Raw genomic sequence first — 17,286 nt, forward strand, 5'->3', positions numbered from 1 at the left:
AACCGCGTGCTTGATACAAATTGCCCGCGCGTTCCTGTCCGTCGACGGATGGCGCCCAACCCCCTTCTTGTCCCGTCGCTTTCGCATGCCCTGGGAACGCCCGTGTTCGCCCGCACCACCACGCCCTGGCCTCTCGTTGCCCTTTTCACGGCCGGGTACCTCGCCCCGTACCTCCTCCCGACCACCGTCGGCAGGCTCGACTCGGGACTCGCCCTCTCCGCCACCCAGGCGGGCGCCATCGGCAGTGCGCTGCTGCTGAGTTCGGCGTCGGCGGGCTTCCTGCTCGCCTCCCGCGTCGACCGCATCGGCCCGCGCACCCTCGCCCGCCTCGGCCTCGCCCTCGCCGCCGTCGGCTACGGCGGGGCCACGCTCACGCACACCGTCCCGGCCGTCGTCGCGGGCGCGGTCGTCGGTGGTTTCGGGTCGGGTACGGTCACCGCCGTCGCCGCCACCGGGATCGCCCGCCGGCCCGACCCGCACCGCGTCACCACGCTCGGGCTGCTCTGCGTCTCCGCGCTCGCGGGCGCCGTGTATCTGACGGTCCCGCATCTCGGTGCCGGGCACGGTCAGCCGCTTGCCGCCATCGCGCTCACAGCTCTGGCGGTATGGCCCGTGACCACTCGGCTCCCCGACCGGTCGGGCCCCGAACCGACGACCGGGCCCGAGCAGACCCCGCTCCCCCACCGGCGCTCCGGCCTCGTCCTCGCCGCCACCCTGCTGTGCTGGTCCCTCGCCCAGAACTCCCTCTGGGGCGTCAGCGGCCGCATCGGCCTGATCCAGGCGCACCTCACCGAAGTCACCGTCGGCGCGGTGTTCGCCGTAGGCCTGGGCACAGGACTGCTCGGGGTGGTCGGCGCGAGCGCGCTGGGCCCCCGCCTCGGGCTCGCACTGCCGATCGGCGCCGGCACGGCCGTCATCGCCGGCTGCATCGTGCTCAGCGCGTCCGCGACCGACCTGACGACCTTCGCGACCGGCGAGATCGCCTGGAACACCCTCTACCCGATCGTCCTGTCCTACCTCATCGGCCTCGCCGCCTCCCTCGACCCACGCGGCCGCTGGGCAGTCCTGGCCGGCTCCGCATCCTCACTGGGCACGGCAGCGGGCCCGCTGGCGGGGAGCGTTCTGTCCGCGCAGGCCGGTTTCCCTGCCATGGGCGCGATGCTCGCGATCGGACTCCTCGTCATCGCGGTCCCGATGACGGCGGTCGCGCTGCACGTCGGGCGTTCGCAGGTGACGGAGATCGTCGAGATCCCACTGGACACACTGCCCGGAGTCCCCGCCCAGCGCAGGGCATACGACACGGCAGGACCCCGGCGATCGGGTACCGATTGAGCGCCGACTGGTAAACGCCGGTGCAGTGCAGCGCCCCGTCAGGGGCGCGGGGAACTGCGCGACCAGCCCCCACCGGCCCGCAGCAAAGCGACTACTCAGCGGCTCTCAGCCGAACTCATACGCCTCGACCTCCGCGAGATACCCCGCCCGCCGCTCCTCATCGTGCTCCAGGAAGGACGCGAGGAAGGAGTTGCGGGCCAGCTCCCGCAGCCGTTCCTCACCAAGCCCCAGCGCCGAACGCACCGCGTCGAAGTTGTCGCCCGCATAGCCACCGAAGTAGGCAGGATCGTCGGAGTTGACCGTGCACAGCAGCCCGGCGTCGAGCATCGCAGGGAGGGGGTGGTCGGCGAGGACATCGACGGTGCGCAGCCGGACATTCGACAGAGGGCACAGAGTCAGCGGCACGCGATCCCGCACCAGCCTCTCGACGAGTCCCTCGTCCTCCATGCACCGAAGCCCGTGGTCGATCCGCTCGACTCCCAGCACATCCAGGGCCTCGACGATGTACGACGGCGGCCCCTCCTCCCCCGCGTGCGCGACGCGCCGCAGCCCCATCTCCGCCGCCGCCTCGTACACCTCGCGGAACTTCACCGGCGGATGCCCGACCTCGGCGGAGTCGAGTCCGATGCCGACGATCCGGTCGAGATACGGCCTGGCCGCCTGAAGGGTCGCCATGGCCGACTCGGCGGGCTGGTCGCGCAGGAAGCACATGATCAGCTGCGTGGAGACCCCGTGCGCCTCCTCGCTGCGGCCGAGTGCGCGGGACAGCCCCTCGACGACCGTCCCCATCGCCACCCCCCGGGCGATATGGGCCTGCGGGTCGAAGAAGATCTCCGCATGCCGCACACCCTGCGCGGCGGCGCGGGCGAGGTAGGCGTCGGCGAGGTCCTCGAAGTCCTGTTCCGTCCGCAGGACGGCCATGAGCTCGTAGTACAGGTTCAGGAACGACTGGAGATCATCGAAGAGATACGCCTTGCGCAGCTCTTCGGTGTCGGCGTACCGAAGCTTGACGCCGTTGCGCGCGGCGAGCTCGAAGGCCAGCTCGGGCTCGAGCGTGCCTTCGATATGGAGGTGCAGTTCTGCTTTGGGGAGGGGCATCGAAATATCGTACGGGCGGTTTACCGCCGTTTCGGAACCGGCACTCTCAGTAGATCGTGTGCCACGGTCAGCTCCCCCTCGAACCCGGCCGCCCGCGCCTGCCGCTCGAACTCCTCGGGGTCGGTGTACCGCTGGCTGAAGTGGGTGAGCACGAGATGCCGTACGCCACTCTCCTTCGCCACCCGCGCCGCCTGACCGGCCGTCAAATGACCATGATCTACGGCGAGTTGCTCGTCCTCGTCGAGGAACGTGGACTCGATGACGAGCAGGTCGCAGCCCTCGGCGAGGGCGTACGCCCCCTCGCACAGCCGGGTGTCCATGACGAACGCGAACCGCTGTCCGTGCCGGACCTCACTGACGTCCTCCAGCGTGACGCCGCCCAGGGCGCCCTCGCGCTGGATCCGGCCGACGTCCGGGCCCTTGATGCCGTGCGCGGCGAGCCGGTCGGGGAGCATGCGGCGGCCGTCGGGTTCGACGACGCGGTAGCCGTAGGACTCGACGGGGTGGGAGAGCTTTCGGGCTTCCAGCGTGTAGGCGGGCGCCTCGGCGAGCACGCCGTCGGCGGCCACGGGGGCCTGGGTGAGCCGGACCGTCTCCCGGTAGGCGGTGGCGTACCGCAGCCGGTCGAAGAAACGCTGTCCGGACTTCGGGTAGTGGGCGGTGATCTCGTGCGGGACCTGGTCGAGGTTGATGCGCTGGATGACACCGGCGAGGCCCAGCGAATGGTCCCCGTGGAAGTGGGTGACACAGATCCGGTTCAGGTCGTGTGCGGCGACGCCGGCGCGCAGCATCTGGCGCTGTGTGCCCTCGCCGGGGTCGAACAGGATGCCCTCGGCGTCCCAGCGCAGCAGATAGCCGTTGTGGTTGCGGTGCCGGGTCGGGACCTGGCTGGCCGTCCCGAGGACCACCAATTCACGTACGGACACGGCGACTTACCCGGGCGGCCACTGCATGCCGCGGCCGCCGAGGACATGGGCGTGGGCGTGGAAGACGGTCTGGCCGGCGCCGGTGCCGGTGTTGAAGATGACGCGGTAGCTCTCCAGCTTGTCCTCGTCGGCGACGGACTGCGCTTCGCGCAGGAGGTCGGCGGCGATCGCGGGTTCCGCGGCGGCCAGCTCGGCGGCGTTCGGGTAGTGCGCCCTCGGGATCACCAGGACGTGGGTGGGCGCCTGGGGGTTGATGTCCCGAAACGCGACCGTTGTCTCCGTCTCTCGGACGATCGTCGCCGGGATGTGCCCCTCGGCGATCTTGCAGAACAGGCAATCGTCCTGCGGTTCCCCTGCCATTCGGTTCCCTCCGAGGTTGGGCCGTGTACAGCTGGCATCGTATCGTCGTCGGCTGCGGGTGCTTCGTGGCTTGTCGCGCCCACGCGGCGGAGCCGCAAATCGATACAGCCCCGCGCCCCTAGGTCGGCAAAGGCGGCGGCGTTTTCGCGGGACTGTTCTCCAACGCCTCCAAAGCGATCCTCACCGCCTCGTCCAGCTGGACATCCCTCCCCGCCGCATAATCCTGCGGGCGCTGTACGACCTCCACGTCCGGATCCACCCCGTGGTTCTCGACGCCCCAGCCGTAATTCTCCAGCCAGAACGCGTACTTGGGCTGGGTGACGAGCGTGCCGTCGACGAGGCGGTAGCGGTTGTCGATGCCGATGACGCCGCCCCAGGTGCGGGTGCCCACCACCGGGCCGATGCCGAGCGCCTTGATCGCGGCGTTGACGATGTCGCCGTCGGAGCCGGAGTACTCGTTGGCGACGGCGACGACCGGGCCGCGCGGGGCGTCCTCGGGATAGCTGTAGGGCCGCATGCCGCGCGGTGACGCCCAGCCGACGATGCGCCGGGCGAGCTTCTCGACGACCAGCTGGGAGGTGTGGCCGCCCCGGTTCTCACGGACGTCGACGACCAGCCCCTCCCGGGCGACCTCCACCCGGAGGTCACGGTGGATCTGGGCCCAGCCGGGCGCCTGCATGTCGGGCACGTGGAGGTAGCCGAGCCGGCCGCCGGAGCGTTCGTGGACGTAGGCCCGCCGGTCGGCGACCCAGGCGTGGTAGCGGAGCGGCTCCTCGTCGGCGACGGGGACGACGACGGCGTGCCGGGGGTCCCCGCCGCCGGCGGGTGACACCGTCAGCTCGACCGGCTTGCCCGCCGTACCGACGAGGAGGGGGCCGGGTCCGGTCACCGGGTCGACCGGGACGCCGTTCACCGCCACGATGGCGTCTCCTGCCCGCACGGCCACGCCGGGCGCGGCGAGCGGGGCGCGGGCCTGCGGGTCGGACGTCTCCGAGGGCAGGATCCGGTCGATGCGCCAAGTGCCTTCCGGACCACGGGAGATGTCGGCGCCGAGCAGCCCCTGCCGGTCCCCGCCGTGACCGCCGCGCGGCATGACGTACGCGTGCGAGGTGCCCAGCTCGCCGTGCACCTCCCACAGCAGGTCGACCAGGTCGTCGTGGGTGGCGACCCGGTCGAGGAGGGGTCGGTAGCGGTCGAGGACGCCGGTCCAGTCGACGCCGCTGAGGTCGGGCCGCCAGAAGTTGTCCCGCATGATGCGGCCGTTCTCCTCGTACATCTGCCGCCACTCGGCTCCCGGGTCGACGGTCTGACGTACCCGGCCGAGGTCGACGGTGATGTTCGTGTCGCTGTCGTCGTCGTTCCCGGCGCGCCGGTCGCTGGGGACGACCTTCAGCTTGCCGTCGGTCCACAGCAGGACCCGCTTGCCGTCGCCGCTGACCCTGAAGTGGTCGGCGTCGTCCGCGAGATGCTCCACACGCCGCTGGACGAGGTCGTACCGCTCCAGCTCGGACTTGGGGTCGGGGTCGTCCGGGTTGGCCCGGGTGGCGCCCAGCGCCCCGCGCACGGGGTGGCGCAGCCACAGCACGCCGTCCTTCGCGGCGCGCAGGCCGGAGTAGCGGGCCGCCTCGACCGGGAACGGCACGATCCGGTCGGCGAGGCCCTCCAGGTCGACGCGGGTGGTCGGGGCGCCCTCGCTGTCCGGGGTCTCGTCCTTGTCCGGCGCGTCGAAGGGGCGGCCGTGCCGCTGCGGGCCGAAGGGGGACGGGGTCGTCGCGGCCAGCGTGATCAGGTGCGGGCGGGCGCCGACCACGAAGGCCAGGTCGAAGACGTGCTCGTCGTAGACCGGGTCGAACGAGCGTGTCGACAGGAAGGCGAGGTGCTTGCCGTCGAGGGTGAAGGCGGGCGCGTAGTCCTGGAAGCGCAGCGGGGTCGCCTCGGTGACCGACAGGTCGGTGGTGTTGGCGAGCTTGAGGTGGCGCAGTGGGCGCGGGCCGGGGTGCGACCAGGCCAGCCACCCCGAGTCCGGCGAGAAGACCAGGCCGGAGGCGTCGCCGTCCTCGCTGCGGTCGACCTCGCGCACCTCGCCCGTCTCGCGTTCGACGAGCAGGACGCGTCCGTCGTGCGAGGCGACGGCGGCCCGGCTGCCGTCGGGTGCCATCGCGAGGGCGAGGACGCGGCCGAGCTGCCCGGCGGCGAGCCGGCGCGGGGTCGCGCCCGGCGCGAGTCCGGTGGCCGGGGCGAACTCCAGGGCGTCGTCGCCCTCGGCGTCCGTCACCCACACCACCCACTCCTCGCCGTCCGCGCGGAACGTGCGCGGCAGCCGGGCCCGTACGCCGGGTTCGGCGGCGAGCGCGCGGGCCGGGCCCGAGCGGTGGGTGACCCAGTGCACGGCGCCGCGCACGGCGACCGCGCTGCCGCGCGCGGTGTGGTCGGGAGAGGCCGACCCGAACCAGCGGGCGGCGTTCACCGGGTAGGGCTGCCGGTCGGTGCGCTGCCCGCCCAGCCGGATGTCGAGCCTGCGCGGCTCGGCACCGTCGAGGTCGTCCAGGACCCGGAGTTCACCGGCACAGGAGTAGACGACGCGGGTGCCGTCGCCGGAGGCGTGCCGGGCGTAGAAGCCCTCGGCCGGAGTGTGCCGCCGTAGATCCGAACCGTCGGCGAGGGAGGAGTACAGCGCCCCGACACCCTCGTGGTCGGAGAGAAACGCGATCCGCTCCCCGGCCCACACCGGGTACTCGATGTTGCCGTCGACGGCTTCATGCAGCCGTACGAACTCCCCGTCCCCCTCGCGGTCGATCCACAACTTGCCCGCCGTACCGCCCCGGTACCGCTTCCACCACGCCGCCTCGCGTCCCATGGGCGAGGAGAGCAGCACAGCGCTCGGGCCGTAGGCGACGTGGCCGACCCAGCCGTACGGCAGGACGGTCGACGGTCCGCCGTCGAGCGGGACGGCGTGGGCCCAGCTGCGGCGGAGGTTGGCCTGGCCGTGGGTGGTGATGGCGAGGACCTGGCCGTCGGGGGTCCAGCCGCGCACCTGGGTGCGCGAACTGCCCCAGTGCGTCAGGCGCTTGGCGGGACCGCCGTCGACGGGGGCGATGTGCACCTCGGGGGCGCCGTCGCGGGTGGAGGTCCACGCCACCGTCGTACCGTCGGGCGAGATACGCGGCAGGGTGACCGGCACGTTGTCGGCGCTGACCCGCCAGGCCCGGCCGCCGTCGAGGGGCGCGAGCCAGACGTCGTCCTCGGCGGTGAAGGCGACCAGGTCGCCGTGCAGGTGCGGAAAGCGGAGATACGCGGCGGATCCAGGCTCTGTCACCCGATCACCCTATGCAGGGGCGGCGCCACTGGACAGGGCTTTGGATCACTTGCCCTCGGGCCAGCAGTCCGGTTGCTCCTTGCACCACAGGGTCTTGGTCTCGGTGACCGTGACCGTGGCTCCGGGCTGCTGCGGGTTGTTGACCGGCGGGGTGTTCGCCGCGTCGCAGTCACCGAGCCCCTCGACGTGGAACCACTCCTTGCCGTCGATCTTGGCGGTGAGGTCTCCGCGTACGCACTTGCCGTTGACCGCGCGGGTCACCTTGCCGGTGACGGTGATGTCCTGGCCCTGATCGGTGCGCCCCTGGCAGTCGACGGTGGCGACGGCGTTCGCGGTCGGGGTCGAACTTCCGGGCGTGCCGGCCTTGTTGCCGTCGTCGAACGTGGCCGTGCAGCTGAGCCAGCTCACGTTCGCGTGCTGCCGTTCCAGTTCCCTGGTGACGGTCTGGTCGGTCGTGTACGCCACCGTCACGGAACTCAGCCCGGCCGGATCACAGGCGACAGCGGTACCGACGGCGACCACGACGACCCCCGCCACGGCAGCCGTCCGCTGCATACGCGGGCGATCCCAAATCCGCCTCAATGCCCCCATGGACGGCAGCCTCCCACTGTCCCGGCCGACGCGGAAGAGTGCATACGGCCACTCAGAGCCCTCTCACGTCACAATCAAGTGCCGCCCAACTGAGGCGCCCCGAAGGGGCGCGGGGAACTGCGCGACCAGCCCCCACCGGGCCGCGGCTGCATCACCGCATATCCCTCCACGGCGGAGCGCTCACGTGCGTAGCAGCAGCCACTCCTGGAGTTCCACAAGGTTGCCCTCCGGGTCCTTCAGGTGGGCCACGCGCATGCGGGAGGTGGTATGGGCCGGCCCATGGAGCAGCGTGGCGCCGCGGGTGGTGATGCGGTCGCAGTAGGTGTCCAGGTCGTCGACGCGCAGGACGACCAGGGAGCGGTGGCCCGTGGCGGTGTCACCCAGCTCGCCGAGGACCTCGGCCATCATCGCCCGGTCCTGGAGCGCGATCCCCGCGGAGCCGATGGCGGGACTGAACTTCTCGTACGGGCCCTCGGTCGCCCCCGACTGGGGCTTGAGGCCGAGGACGTCGGCGTAGAAGCGGTAGCAGGTGGCGAAGTCGGTGACGAGCAGTCGTACTTGGGCGAGTTCCATGACCCACTCCCGGGTGTTCAGGACCACCGGCCGGTTCGGCCGAGGAGCAGGGCCGCCGCCGCGGTCCCGGCGGTGGACGTACGCAGCACACTGGGCCCGAGCCGGTACGCCTGCGCACCGGCCTCCTCGAACAGCGCCAACTCCTCGGGAGCGACGCCCCCTTCGGGCCCGACGACCAACACGATCTCACCCTCGGCGGGGAGTTCGACACCGGCCAGCGGCTCCGTACCGCTTTCATGCAGTACGGCGGCGAAGTCGGCCTTCGCCAGAAGTGCCGCGACCTGCTTGGAGGTTGCCGCGTCCGCGACCTCCGGGAAGCGCACCCGGCGGGACTGCTTGCCGGCCTCGCGTGCCGTGGCCCGCCACTTGGCCAGCGCCTTCAGGCCACGCTCGCCCTTCCACTGCGTGATGCAGCGGGAGGCCGCCCACGGGACGATCGCGTCCACGCCGACCTCGGTCATGGTCTCGACGGCGAGTTCACCGCGGTCGCCCTTGGGGAGTGCCTGGACGACCGTGATGCGGGGGGTCTCCTCCGGCTCCTCGCGCACGCCGTGCGGGCGGACGACGAGCCGGTCCTTGCCCTCGGCGGCGACCACCTCGCACTCGGCCCAGCGCCCGGCGCCGTCCGTGAGGACGACGGCCTCCCCGGACCGCAGCCGCTTCACGGAGACGGCGTGCCGCCCTTCGGGGCCGTCGAGCACGAACTCGGTCCCGACTCCCTTGAGTTGGTCGACGACGAAGACGGGGGCGGTCATCGTGGACCGCCTCCGGTGGGGGGAAAGGCCGACAACGCTGTCTTCGCGGCATGGACCTCGGCGGCCAGCACCTCCACCAGCTGTCCGGCGGGCAGTTCGCGGGCCATCCGGTGGCCCTGTCCCGCCCACAGCGCCATGCCCTGCGCGTCGCCCGCCTTGGCGGCCGCCTTGCGCAGCGGCGAGGTGAGGTGGTGGATCTCCGGGTAGGCGGCGGGCGCGTACGGGCCGTGCTCGCGCATGAAGCGGTTGACCAGACCGCGGGCCGGGCGTCCGGAGAACGCCCGCGTCAACTCCGTACGGACGAACAGGGGGTTGGTCAGCGCCCGCTTGTGCACGGCGTTGGCGCCGGACTCGGGCGTGGCGAGGAACGCCGTGCCGAGCTGGGCCGCGCCGGCGCCCGCGGCGAGGGCGGCGGCGATCTGGCTGCCGCGCATCAGGCCGCCGGCGGCGACGAGCGGCAGCGACACGGTCTCCCGGACCTGCGCGATCAGCGACAGAAGGCCGATGCCACTGCCGTCCATCTCCTGGACGTCCCGGTGGGTGCCCTGATGGCCGCCCGCCTCGACGCCCTGCACGACCACCCCGTCGGCGCCGGCCCGCTGCACGGCGAGGGCCTCCTCGGCGGTGGTCGCGGTGACCAGCGTGAAGGTGCCGACGCGGCGCAGGGAGTCCAGGACGTCCCGGCTGGGCACGCCGAAGTGGAAGGAGACCAGCGGCACCGGGTTGTCGAGCAGGACGGCGAGCTTGGCGTCGTAGCCGTCGTCGCGGCCGCTCTCGGGGTCGCCGAGCTCCGTCTCGTACCAGGCGGCCTCGCCGGCCAGCTGGTGGGCGTAGACGTCGACGGCGGCGGGGTCCGCGTACTCCGGCTGCGGCATGAACAGATTCACGCCGAAGGGCCGGCTCGTCAGGCTCCGCAGCTGCTTGATCTCCTGGTACAAGCCGTCGGCGGTCTTGTACCCGGCGGCCAGGAACCCGAGCCCGCCGGCCTCGGACACGGCGGCCGCGAGATGCGGGACGGATACTCCGCCCGCCATGGGGGCCTGCACGATCGGATGAGGGAAGAGATCGGTCAGTGCGGAGGACATGACGGCATGTTGTCACGTCCTCCGAACAAGTCCGAATCCGGCCTTCCCCTTGGCATAGGCCATCGGCATACGAGGTACGGCGACCGCCGAAGGCGATCTCAACGGCCGCCGAGACACGACGTCAGCGCCCGTTGAAGGCATCCTTCAGCCGCGAGAACAACCCTTGCTGCCCCGGCTGGAACTGCCCCGTGGGCCGTTCCTCGCCGCGCAGCTTGGCCAGTTCTCGGAGGAGGCGTTCCTGTTCCGGGTCCAGCTTGGACGGGGTGGTGACCTCGACGTGGACGATGAGGTCACCGCGTCCGCCGCCGCGCAGGTGCGTGACGCCCCGGCCGTGCTTCGGGATCGACTGGCCGGACTGGGTGCCGGGCCGGATGTCGACCTCCTCCATGCCGTCCAGGGTCTCCAGCGGCACCTTCGTGCCGAGGGACGCCGCGGTCATCGGGATGGTGACCGTGCAGTGCAGGTCGTCCCCGCGCCGCTGGAAGGTCGAGTGCGGCAGCTCGTGGATCTCGACGTACAGGTCACCGGCGGGGCCGCCGCCCGGGCCGACCTCGCCCTCGCCCGCGAGCTGGATGCGGGTGCCGTTGTCGACACCGGCCGGGATCTTGACCGTCAGGGTGCGACGGGACCGTACCCGCCCGTCGCCCGCGCACTCCGGGCACGGGGTCGGGACGACGGTGCCGAAGCCCTGGCACTGGGGGCAGGGGCGGGACGTCATGACCTGGCCCAGGAAGGACCGGGTGACCTGCGACACCTCACCGCGGCCACGGCACATGTCACACGTCTGGGCGGTGGTGCCCGGTGCCGCGCCCTCGCCGTTGCAGGTGTTGCAGACGATCGCCGTGTCGACCTGGATGTCCTTCGTCGTGCCGAAGGCAGCCTCGTCGAGCTCGATGTCCAGCCGGATCATCGCGTCCTGGCCGCGCCGCGTACGGGACCGCGGGCCCCGCTGCGACGCCGTACCGAAGAACGCGTCCATGATGTCCGAGAAGTTCCCGAAGCCGCCCGCGCCGAAGCCGCCCGCGCCACCGGCGCCGCCGGCCTGCGAGAGCGGGTCGCCGCCGAGGTCGTAGACCTGCTTCTTCTGCGGGTCCGACAGCACCTCGTAGGCGGCGTTGATCTCCTTGAACCGCTCTTGGGTCTTCGGATCCGGATTGACGTCCGGGTGCAGCTCGCGTGCGAGCCGCCGGAAGGCCTTCTTGATCTCTTCCTGCGACGCGTCGCGGCGCACGCCGAGAACGGCGTAGTAGTCCGTGGCCACTTACGACTCCGCCAGGATCTGTCCGACGTACCGTGCCACTGCGCGTACCGCTCCCATCGTTCCCGGGTAATCCATGCGGGTCGGTCCGACCACGCCGAGCTTGGCGACTGCCTCGCCGCCCGAACCGTAGCCGACCGACACGACGGACGTGGAGTTGAGTCCCTCATAGGCGTTCTCATGACCGATGCGTACGGTCATGCCCGAATCCCCGGCCTCACCAAGCAACTTGAGGAGCACGACCTGCTCCTCCAGCGCTTCGAGCACCGGCCGGATCGTGAGGGGAAAGTCATGCCCGAAGCGGGTCAGATTGGCGGTGCCGCCGATCATCAGCCGCTCTTCGTTCTCCTCGACGAGGGTCTCCAGGAGGGTGGAGAGCACCGTCGAGACCGTACCGCGGTCCTCTACGTCGAAGCCCTCGGGCAGGTCCTCGACCAACAGCGGGACATCGGAGAACCGCCGTCCCGCGACCCGGCTGTTGAGCCGCGCGCGTAGATCGGCCAGAGAGGCCTCCCCGAACGGCGCCGGACAGTCGACCATCCGCTGCTCGACCCGCCCGGTGTCCGTGATCAGCACGAGCATCACGCGCGCGGGAGCGAGCGAGAGCAGTTCCACGTGCCGCACGGTGGAGCGGGTGAGCGACGGGTACTGCACGATGGCGACCTGCCGCGTCAGCTGCGCCAGCAGCCGCACGGTCCGGGCCACCACGTCGTCGAGATCGACGGCGCCGTCGAGGAAGTGGTGAATGGCACGCCGCTCGGGCGCGCTCATCGGCTTGACGCCGGCCAGCTTGTCGACGAAGAGGCGGTAGCCCTTGTCCGTCGGAATGCGCCCGGCGCTGGTGTGCGGCTGGGCGATGAACCCCTCGTCCTCCAGGGCGGCCATGTCGTTGCGCACGGTCGCCGGGGAGACACCGAGGTTGTGCCGCTCGGTGAGCGCCTTGGAGCCGACCGGCTCCTCCGTGCCGACATAGTCCTGGACGATCGCGCGCAGCACCTGAAGCCTGCGTTCACTCAGCACTGCGCACACCTCCAGAAGTCGTCCTCTCGGCGCTTCGCCTGGCACTCTTCACTTCCGAGTGCCAGAGTTCCCCGGCCCAGTGTACGGCCGTGGGGTACGCCCCGGGCAAGGCCGGTCCTGCGACGTCGTGCTGCGACTCAGGGTCCCCGCTAGCGTCGCCCTATGAAGGTGACTTGGGAAGAGCTGGGGTGGGAGCCGCTGGCGGCCGGGGTGGGGCGGTGCCGGCTGCCCGTGTGGGACTGCACGGCGGGGCTGGTCGTCGGGGCGGGCGCGGCCCTGGTGATCGACGCCGGGTCGAGCCTGGCGGAGGGTGCACGCGTGCGTGCCGGGGCGCAGGAGCTCGCCGGGCACCGTGTGACCCACCTCGCGCTCACGCATCCGCACTTCGACCATGTCTTCGGGGCGGCGGCGTTCGCGGGCGCGGAGCTGTACGCCGCTGTGGGCATCGACACGGTGTACACGCACGCCGGCCGCGAGGAGCTGCGCGCGGACGCGGTGCGCCACGGTCTGGACGCCGGACCGGCGGACGAGGCGGTGGAGGCCCTCGCGCCGCCCCGCCATCACGTCTCCGGCGAGTGGACCCTCGACCTGGGCGGCGGCCGTCAGGTCCTCCTCGCCAACGTCGGCCCCGGCCACACCGCCCACGACCTCGCAGTCCTCGTCCCCGGCGACCCCGAGGTCGTCTTCTGCGGCGATCTGGTCGAGGAGTCCGGCGAGCCGCAGGCGGGCCCCGACGCCGTACCGACGCACTGGCCCGCGGCCCTGGACCGCCTGCTGGATCTCGGCGGCGAGGACGCGCTGTACGTGCCCGGTCACGGAGCGGTGGTGGACGCGGCGTTCGTACGAGCACAGCGGAACGCGCTGGCAAGGCAATTCGGCGTGTCGTAACCGCTCCCCGCCGGCTTCTCCTATCGTCATCCGAATGCGCCAGTACTCTCGGGACCTGACCCCACCGTGGAAGAAGCCCAAACCTGTCCCCGAGGTCCCGGCCGATCCCGGTCTGGTGGTCGAGGAGCCCGGCACCGGTTTCTGCGGCGCGGTGATCCGCTGCGAGGCGGGCACGGTGACGTTGGAGGACCGCTTCGGCAAGCACCGGGTGTTTCCGCTGGAGCCGCGGGGGTTTCTGCTGGAGGGCAAGGTGGTGACGCTCGTACGGCCTTCCGCTTCGGCTCCGGTACGTCCCACCCGTACGGCCTCCGGCTCGGTCGCCGTCCCCGGCGCACGCGCGCGTGTCGCCCGCGCCGGGCGCATCTACGTCGAGGGCCGGCACGACGCGGAACTCGTCGAGAAGGTCTGGGGCGACGACCTGCGCATCGAGGGCGTCGTCGTGGAGTACCTGGAGGGCATCGACGACCTGCCGTCCATCGTGGCCGAATTCGCACCGGGCCCGGATGCCCGGCTGGGCGTGCTGGTGGACCACTTGGTGCCGGGCACGAAGGAGTGGCGCATCGCACAGGCGGTGACGAGCGAACACGCCCTGGTCGTCGGCCACCCGTACATCGACGTCTGGGAGGCCGTGAAGCCGTCCTCGCTGGGGATCGCGGGCTGGCCGCGGATCCCGCACGGGCAGGACTGGAAGACGGGGGTGTGCCGGGCACTGGGATGGCCGGAAAACACCGGTGCGGCCTGGCAGGGGATTCTCGGGCGAGTGGGGTCCTACCGGGACCTTGAGCCGGAGCTGCTGGGGAGGGTGGAGGAGCTGATCGACTTCGTCACGGGCAGCGGTGGGGCCTGACGCACCGATTCACCCGTCGTGGTGATCAGTCCACCAAATCCCTGACCACCGCGTCCGCCAGCAACCGTCCCCGAAGCGTCAGCACGGCACGCCCCTCGTCATACGGTCGTTCCTGAAGCAGCCCTTCCGCGAGCGCCCGCCGAGCGGCCGCCAGCCCCTCCTCCCGCAGCAGCGACAGCGGCACGCCCTCCCGCAGCCGCAGCTCCAGCAGAACCCGCTCCACCCGACGGTCCTCGTCCGTCAGGATCTCCCGCCCCGCCCCGGGCGAGCGACCGGCGGCCAGCGCCCCCGCATAAGCCCCCGGATGCTTGACGTTCCACCACCGCACCCCGCCCACGTGCGAGTGCGCCCCCGGCCCGGCCCCCCACCAGTCGGCGCCCCGCCAGTACAGCTCGTTGTGCAGGCAGCGCCCCGCATCCGACGTCGCCCAGTTCGACACCTCGTACCACTCGAAGCCGGCCCCCGACAGCACCGACTCCGCGATCAGGTACCGGTCCGCGTGGACGTCGTCGTCGGTCATCGGAACCTCGCCCCGGCGGATGCGCCGAGCCAGCTGCGTGCCCTCCTCGACGATCAGTGCGTACGCCGAGACGTGGTCCGGTCCCGCGCCGATCGCCGCCTCCAGCGAGGCCCGCCAGTCGTCGTCCGACTCCCCCGGGGTGCCGTAGATCAGGTCCAGGTTGACGTGGCCGAAACCCGCCGCCCGGGCCTCCGCCACGCACGCCTCAGGACGTCCCGGAGTGTGCGTACGGTCCAGCACCCGCAGCACGTGCTGCTTCGCGCTCTGCATGCCGAAGGAGATCCGGTTGAAACCGCCCCGGCGGAGCGTGGCCAGATACGCGGGGTCCACCGACTCCGGGTTCGCCTCCGTCGTGATCTCGGCGTCGGGCGCCAGGCCGAACTCGTCCCGGATCGCGCCCAGCATGCGTACGAGATCGTCCGCGGCCAGCAGTGTCGGCGTACCGCCTCCGACGAAGACCGTCCGGACGGGGCGCGGATCGTTGCCCAGCACCTTCCTCGCCAGCCGGACCTCGTCGATCAGGGTGTCGGCGTAGTTGTCGCGGGAGGCGAGGACGCCGCCCGTGCCGCGCAGCTCGGTCGCCGTGTACGTGTTGAAGTCGCAGTAGCCGCAGCGTGTGGCGCAGTACGGGACGTGCAGGTAGAACCCGAGGGGGCGGTCGGCGGCGCCGGCGAGCGCGGGGGCGGGCAGCGCGCCGTCGTCGGGGACGGGCTCGCCGTCGGGAAGTGCGGAAGGCATGCCTTCCATTGTCCAGCACCGGCGCCGCTACTCGGCCTGGAGCACCAGCAGCGCCAGGTCGTCCTCCGGCGGTCCTCCCCCGAACTCGTGCACCATCCTCCGGATCCGCTCCGCGATCAGTTCGGCGCTGAGCCCCACGCACCCCGCCAGCGCCTCCGCCAGCCCGTCGCCGTCGTCGAACTGCCGTGAGCCGGAGCGCCGCTCCGTCACTCCGTCGGTCACACAGAGCAGGGTGTCGCCCGGGCGCAGCTCGAAGGTCTCGCAGCGGTATGTCTCGTCCTCGACGACGCCGAGGAGGGTCTGCGGGCGGGCGGTCGGACGGACGGAACCGTCCGGGCCGAGCAGCAGCGGCAGCGGATGGCCCGCGGACGCGAGCGTGCAGCGTACGCCGCCGTCGAAGGGGGCCAGTTCGCCGTACAACAGGGAGAGGAAGCGGGTCTGCGGGCCGTCGCCGGGGCCGATCGGCCGGCCGCCCGCCGCCACCAGCACGCGGGCCGCCGCGTCCGCGGCCTCGGTGGCGTCGTCGAGGAGGAGCTGGTTGAGGCGGTCGAGGACATCGGCGACGCCATAGCCCTCGCGGGCCAGCAGCCGCAACCACGGCCGGGCCAGGCCGATCACGACGGCGGCCTCGGGGCCCTTGCCCTGCACATCGCCGACCGCGAAGCACCAGCGGCCGTCGCCGGCCGGGAAGAGGTCGTAGAAGTCGCCGCTGGGTCCGCCCTTGTCGCAGGGTTCGTAGACGAGTGCGCTGTGCACGCCGGGGATCTCGGCGACGGCGCCGGGCAGCAGTCCGCGCTGGAGTACGGCGCTGATGGTGGCCTGGCGGGCGTACTGGCGGGCGGCGCCGATCGCGAGCGCCACCCGGCGGCCGAGGTCCTCGACGAGCCCGGTGATCTCGTCGGGGAAGCGGATCATCCCGGACCGTCCGATGACGAGCGTGCCGAGCGGCCGGCCGCCCGCGATCAGCCGGTACGCCAGCGCCGAGCCGCGCTCCGCGCGCGGACCGAGCGCGTCGCCGGGCCAGGGGTAGGAGACGGGACCGGAGCGGATGGGGTCGGGGGCACGCGGCGGGTCCTTCTCCAGGGCCCGGCGCAGGTCCTCGATGCGGTTCTCGCTGCTGTGCCAGACCCGGGCGAGCCGTGGCCCGGTTCCGGAGACCCCGTCGGACCAGCCTCCGCGCCCCGTCACCTCGTCCTCCAGCCACACCGCGCACCACTCGGCGAGGCGCGGCACGATCAGCTGTCCGGTGAGCGCGGCGACCAGGTCCTCGTCGAGCTGTCCGGCGAGCAGGTCGGAGGCCTCGGCGAGAAAGGACAGGGCGCCACGGTTGAGCCAGTCCCGGTCCCGCTCGGCCTGTAGCGGTTCGGGGGCCAGGAAGTCGGCGACGTGGAGGCTGCACTCCCCGTCGTACGCCCCGGGCGGCTCGGCGGGCAGTCGCGCCCACACCGTCTTGGCGCCCCGGCGGTAGGTGACGCCCCAGTCCTCCGAGAGCGCGGCGACGAGGCGCAGGCCACGGCCGAACTCCGGTGTCTCGTACGACGGTTCGCCGTCACTGTCGCGCGGGGCGCGCGAGGGATGGTGGTCGGAGATCTCGACGACCAGGTCACCGGTCGCCGCTTCCAGCCGGCACACCAGCCCGACGTCGGTGCCGGCGTGCACGACGGCGTTGGTGACGAGTTCACTGACGACCACGACGGCGTCGTCGGCGAGCCGCACGGTGAGGTGTTCGGTGCCGGGCAGGCCCAGTTCGGTCCACTCTGCAAGTGCGGCACGCAGAAGTGCGCGGGCGGAGCCGGGCGCGAGGGGGCTTCCGCAGAGGGTCGTACTCACCTCCGCGCGCGGGTGCGGGCTCCCCGGCCCTTGTGCATCAGAGGCACGGGGGTCTGTCTCCCGTTGCATCGGAATGGCCCCCATGTCCAGCTCCCCGAGCAGTTCGGACGAATACACCTCGATCGATGCGGACAGAGTGACAGACTGGC

The 17,286-nt window shown here is 71.9% G+C and carries 15 protein-coding genes; 3 read left to right on the plus strand and 12 right to left on the minus strand.

Annotation, left to right across the window (positions count from 1 at the left end):
• Window positions 1–102 precede the first annotated feature (102 nt).
• The gene (locus KCH87_RS30420; RefSeq protein WP_210589596.1) at window positions 103–1,332 is read left to right on the plus strand and encodes an MFS transporter; all 1,230 of its coding nucleotides are present in this window, start codon (window positions 103–105) and stop codon (window positions 1,330–1,332) included.
• Between the two features lie 105 nt (window positions 1,333–1,437).
• On the opposite strand, the gene KCH87_RS30425 is transcribed toward KCH87_RS30420, so the two are convergent.
• The 10 genes from KCH87_RS30425 to hrcA form a co-directional block, all read right to left on the minus strand.
• Entirely contained in the window at window positions 1,438–2,430 is a 993-nt protein-coding gene (locus tag KCH87_RS30425) for an adenosine deaminase (RefSeq protein WP_210589599.1), read from the minus strand.
• Between the two features lie 20 nt (window positions 2,431–2,450).
• Window positions 2,451–3,356 carry a ribonuclease Z gene (locus tag KCH87_RS30430; protein WP_210589602.1) on the minus strand — a complete coding sequence of 302 codons (906 nt, stop codon included), beginning with the start codon at window positions 3,354–3,356 and terminating at the stop codon, window positions 2,451–2,453.
• A 6-nt stretch (window positions 3,357–3,362) separates the two neighbouring features.
• On the minus strand, window positions 3,363–3,716 hold the full coding sequence (locus KCH87_RS30435) for a histidine triad nucleotide-binding protein (protein WP_210589606.1): 354 nt from the start codon (window positions 3,714–3,716) through the stop codon (window positions 3,363–3,365).
• Window positions 3,717–3,834: 118 nt separating this feature from the next.
• Window positions 3,835–7,032 (minus strand): S41 family peptidase, encoded by a 3,198-nt coding sequence (locus tag KCH87_RS30440; RefSeq protein ID WP_210589609.1) that lies wholly within the window; start codon window positions 7,030–7,032, stop codon window positions 3,835–3,837.
• A gap of 45 nt (window positions 7,033–7,077) precedes the next feature.
• Window positions 7,078–7,587, minus strand: coding sequence for a hypothetical protein (locus tag KCH87_RS30445; RefSeq protein WP_247197036.1), 510 nt, complete (start codon window positions 7,585–7,587; stop codon window positions 7,078–7,080).
• 216 nt (window positions 7,588–7,803) lie between these two features.
• Complete coding sequence (locus KCH87_RS30450; protein ID WP_210589614.1) at window positions 7,804–8,196, minus strand: VOC family protein; 393 nt, start codon at window positions 8,194–8,196, stop codon at window positions 7,804–7,806.
• 17 nt (window positions 8,197–8,213) lie between these two features.
• On the minus strand, window positions 8,214–8,951 hold the full coding sequence (locus KCH87_RS30455) for a 16S rRNA (uracil(1498)-N(3))-methyltransferase (RefSeq protein WP_210589617.1): 738 nt from the start codon (window positions 8,949–8,951) through the stop codon (window positions 8,214–8,216).
• The gene (locus KCH87_RS30460; protein ID WP_210589620.1) at window positions 8,948–10,036 is read right to left on the minus strand and encodes a nitronate monooxygenase; all 1,089 of its coding nucleotides are present in this window, start codon (window positions 10,034–10,036) and stop codon (window positions 8,948–8,950) included. The genes KCH87_RS30455 and KCH87_RS30460 overlap by 4 nt, the downstream gene beginning before the upstream one ends.
• 121 nt (window positions 10,037–10,157) lie before the next feature.
• A complete protein-coding gene (gene dnaJ, locus KCH87_RS30465) occupies window positions 10,158–11,297 on the minus strand; it encodes a molecular chaperone DnaJ (protein ID WP_210589622.1) in 1,140 nt (379 codons plus the stop codon).
• A complete protein-coding gene (gene hrcA, locus KCH87_RS30470) occupies window positions 11,298–12,314 on the minus strand; it encodes a heat-inducible transcriptional repressor HrcA (RefSeq protein WP_210589625.1) in 1,017 nt (338 codons plus the stop codon). It abuts the gene before it with no gap.
• Between the two features lie 162 nt (window positions 12,315–12,476).
• Between hrcA and KCH87_RS30475 the strand changes: the two genes are divergently transcribed.
• Together KCH87_RS30475 and KCH87_RS30480 are read left to right on the plus strand one after the other, a co-directional pair.
• Complete coding sequence (locus KCH87_RS30475) at window positions 12,477–13,202, plus strand: MBL fold metallo-hydrolase (protein WP_210589627.1); 726 nt, start codon at window positions 12,477–12,479, stop codon at window positions 13,200–13,202.
• A gap of 34 nt (window positions 13,203–13,236) precedes the next feature.
• Window positions 13,237–14,049 (plus strand): DUF3097 domain-containing protein, encoded by an 813-nt coding sequence (locus KCH87_RS30480; protein WP_210589630.1) that lies wholly within the window; start codon window positions 13,237–13,239, stop codon window positions 14,047–14,049.
• Between the two features lie 25 nt (window positions 14,050–14,074).
• On the opposite strand, the gene hemW is transcribed toward KCH87_RS30480, so the two are convergent.
• Together hemW and KCH87_RS30490 are read right to left on the minus strand one after the other, a co-directional pair.
• Complete coding sequence (gene hemW / locus KCH87_RS30485; RefSeq protein ID WP_210589633.1) at window positions 14,075–15,307, minus strand: radical SAM family heme chaperone HemW; 1,233 nt, start codon at window positions 15,305–15,307, stop codon at window positions 14,075–14,077.
• Between the two features lie 27 nt (window positions 15,308–15,334).
• The gene (locus KCH87_RS30490; protein ID WP_210589636.1) at window positions 15,335–17,221 is read right to left on the minus strand and encodes a SpoIIE family protein phosphatase; all 1,887 of its coding nucleotides are present in this window, start codon (window positions 17,219–17,221) and stop codon (window positions 15,335–15,337) included.
• Window positions 17,222–17,286: the final 65 nt, after the last annotated feature.

The organism is Streptomyces sp. GESEQ-35, assembly GCF_017948485.1.
GTDB lineage: Bacteria > Actinomycetota > Actinomycetes > Streptomycetales > Streptomycetaceae > Streptomyces.

Excerpts from the sequence above, each read along its gene's own strand:
- KCH87_RS30425 (WP_210589599.1), bottom strand. The coding sequence starts at position 2,430 with ATGCCCCTCCCCAAAGCAGAACTGCACCTCCATATCGAAGGCACGCTC.
- KCH87_RS30480 (WP_210589630.1), top strand. The coding sequence starts at position 13,237 with ATGCGCCAGTACTCTCGGGACCTGACCCCACCGTGGAAGAAGCCCAAA.
- KCH87_RS30455 (WP_210589617.1), bottom strand. The coding sequence starts at position 8,951 with ATGACCGCCCCCGTCTTCGTCGTCGACCAACTCAAGGGAGTCGGGACC.
- KCH87_RS30475 (WP_210589627.1), top strand. The coding sequence starts at position 12,477 with ATGAAGGTGACTTGGGAAGAGCTGGGGTGGGAGCCGCTGGCGGCCGGG.
- KCH87_RS30445 (WP_247197036.1), bottom strand. The coding sequence starts at position 7,587 with ATGCAGCGGACGGCTGCCGTGGCGGGGGTCGTCGTGGTCGCCGTCGGT.
- KCH87_RS30490 (WP_210589636.1), bottom strand. The coding sequence starts at position 17,221 with ATGGGGGCCATTCCGATGCAACGGGAGACAGACCCCCGTGCCTCTGAT.
- KCH87_RS30435 (WP_210589606.1), bottom strand. The coding sequence starts at position 3,716 with ATGGCAGGGGAACCGCAGGACGATTGCCTGTTCTGCAAGATCGCCGAG.
- hemW (WP_210589633.1), bottom strand. The coding sequence starts at position 15,307 with ATGCCTTCCGCACTTCCCGACGGCGAGCCCGTCCCCGACGACGGCGCG.
- KCH87_RS30450 (WP_210589614.1), bottom strand. The coding sequence starts at position 8,196 with ATGGAACTCGCCCAAGTACGACTGCTCGTCACCGACTTCGCCACCTGC.
- KCH87_RS30460 (WP_210589620.1), bottom strand. The coding sequence starts at position 10,036 with ATGTCCTCCGCACTGACCGATCTCTTCCCTCATCCGATCGTGCAGGCC.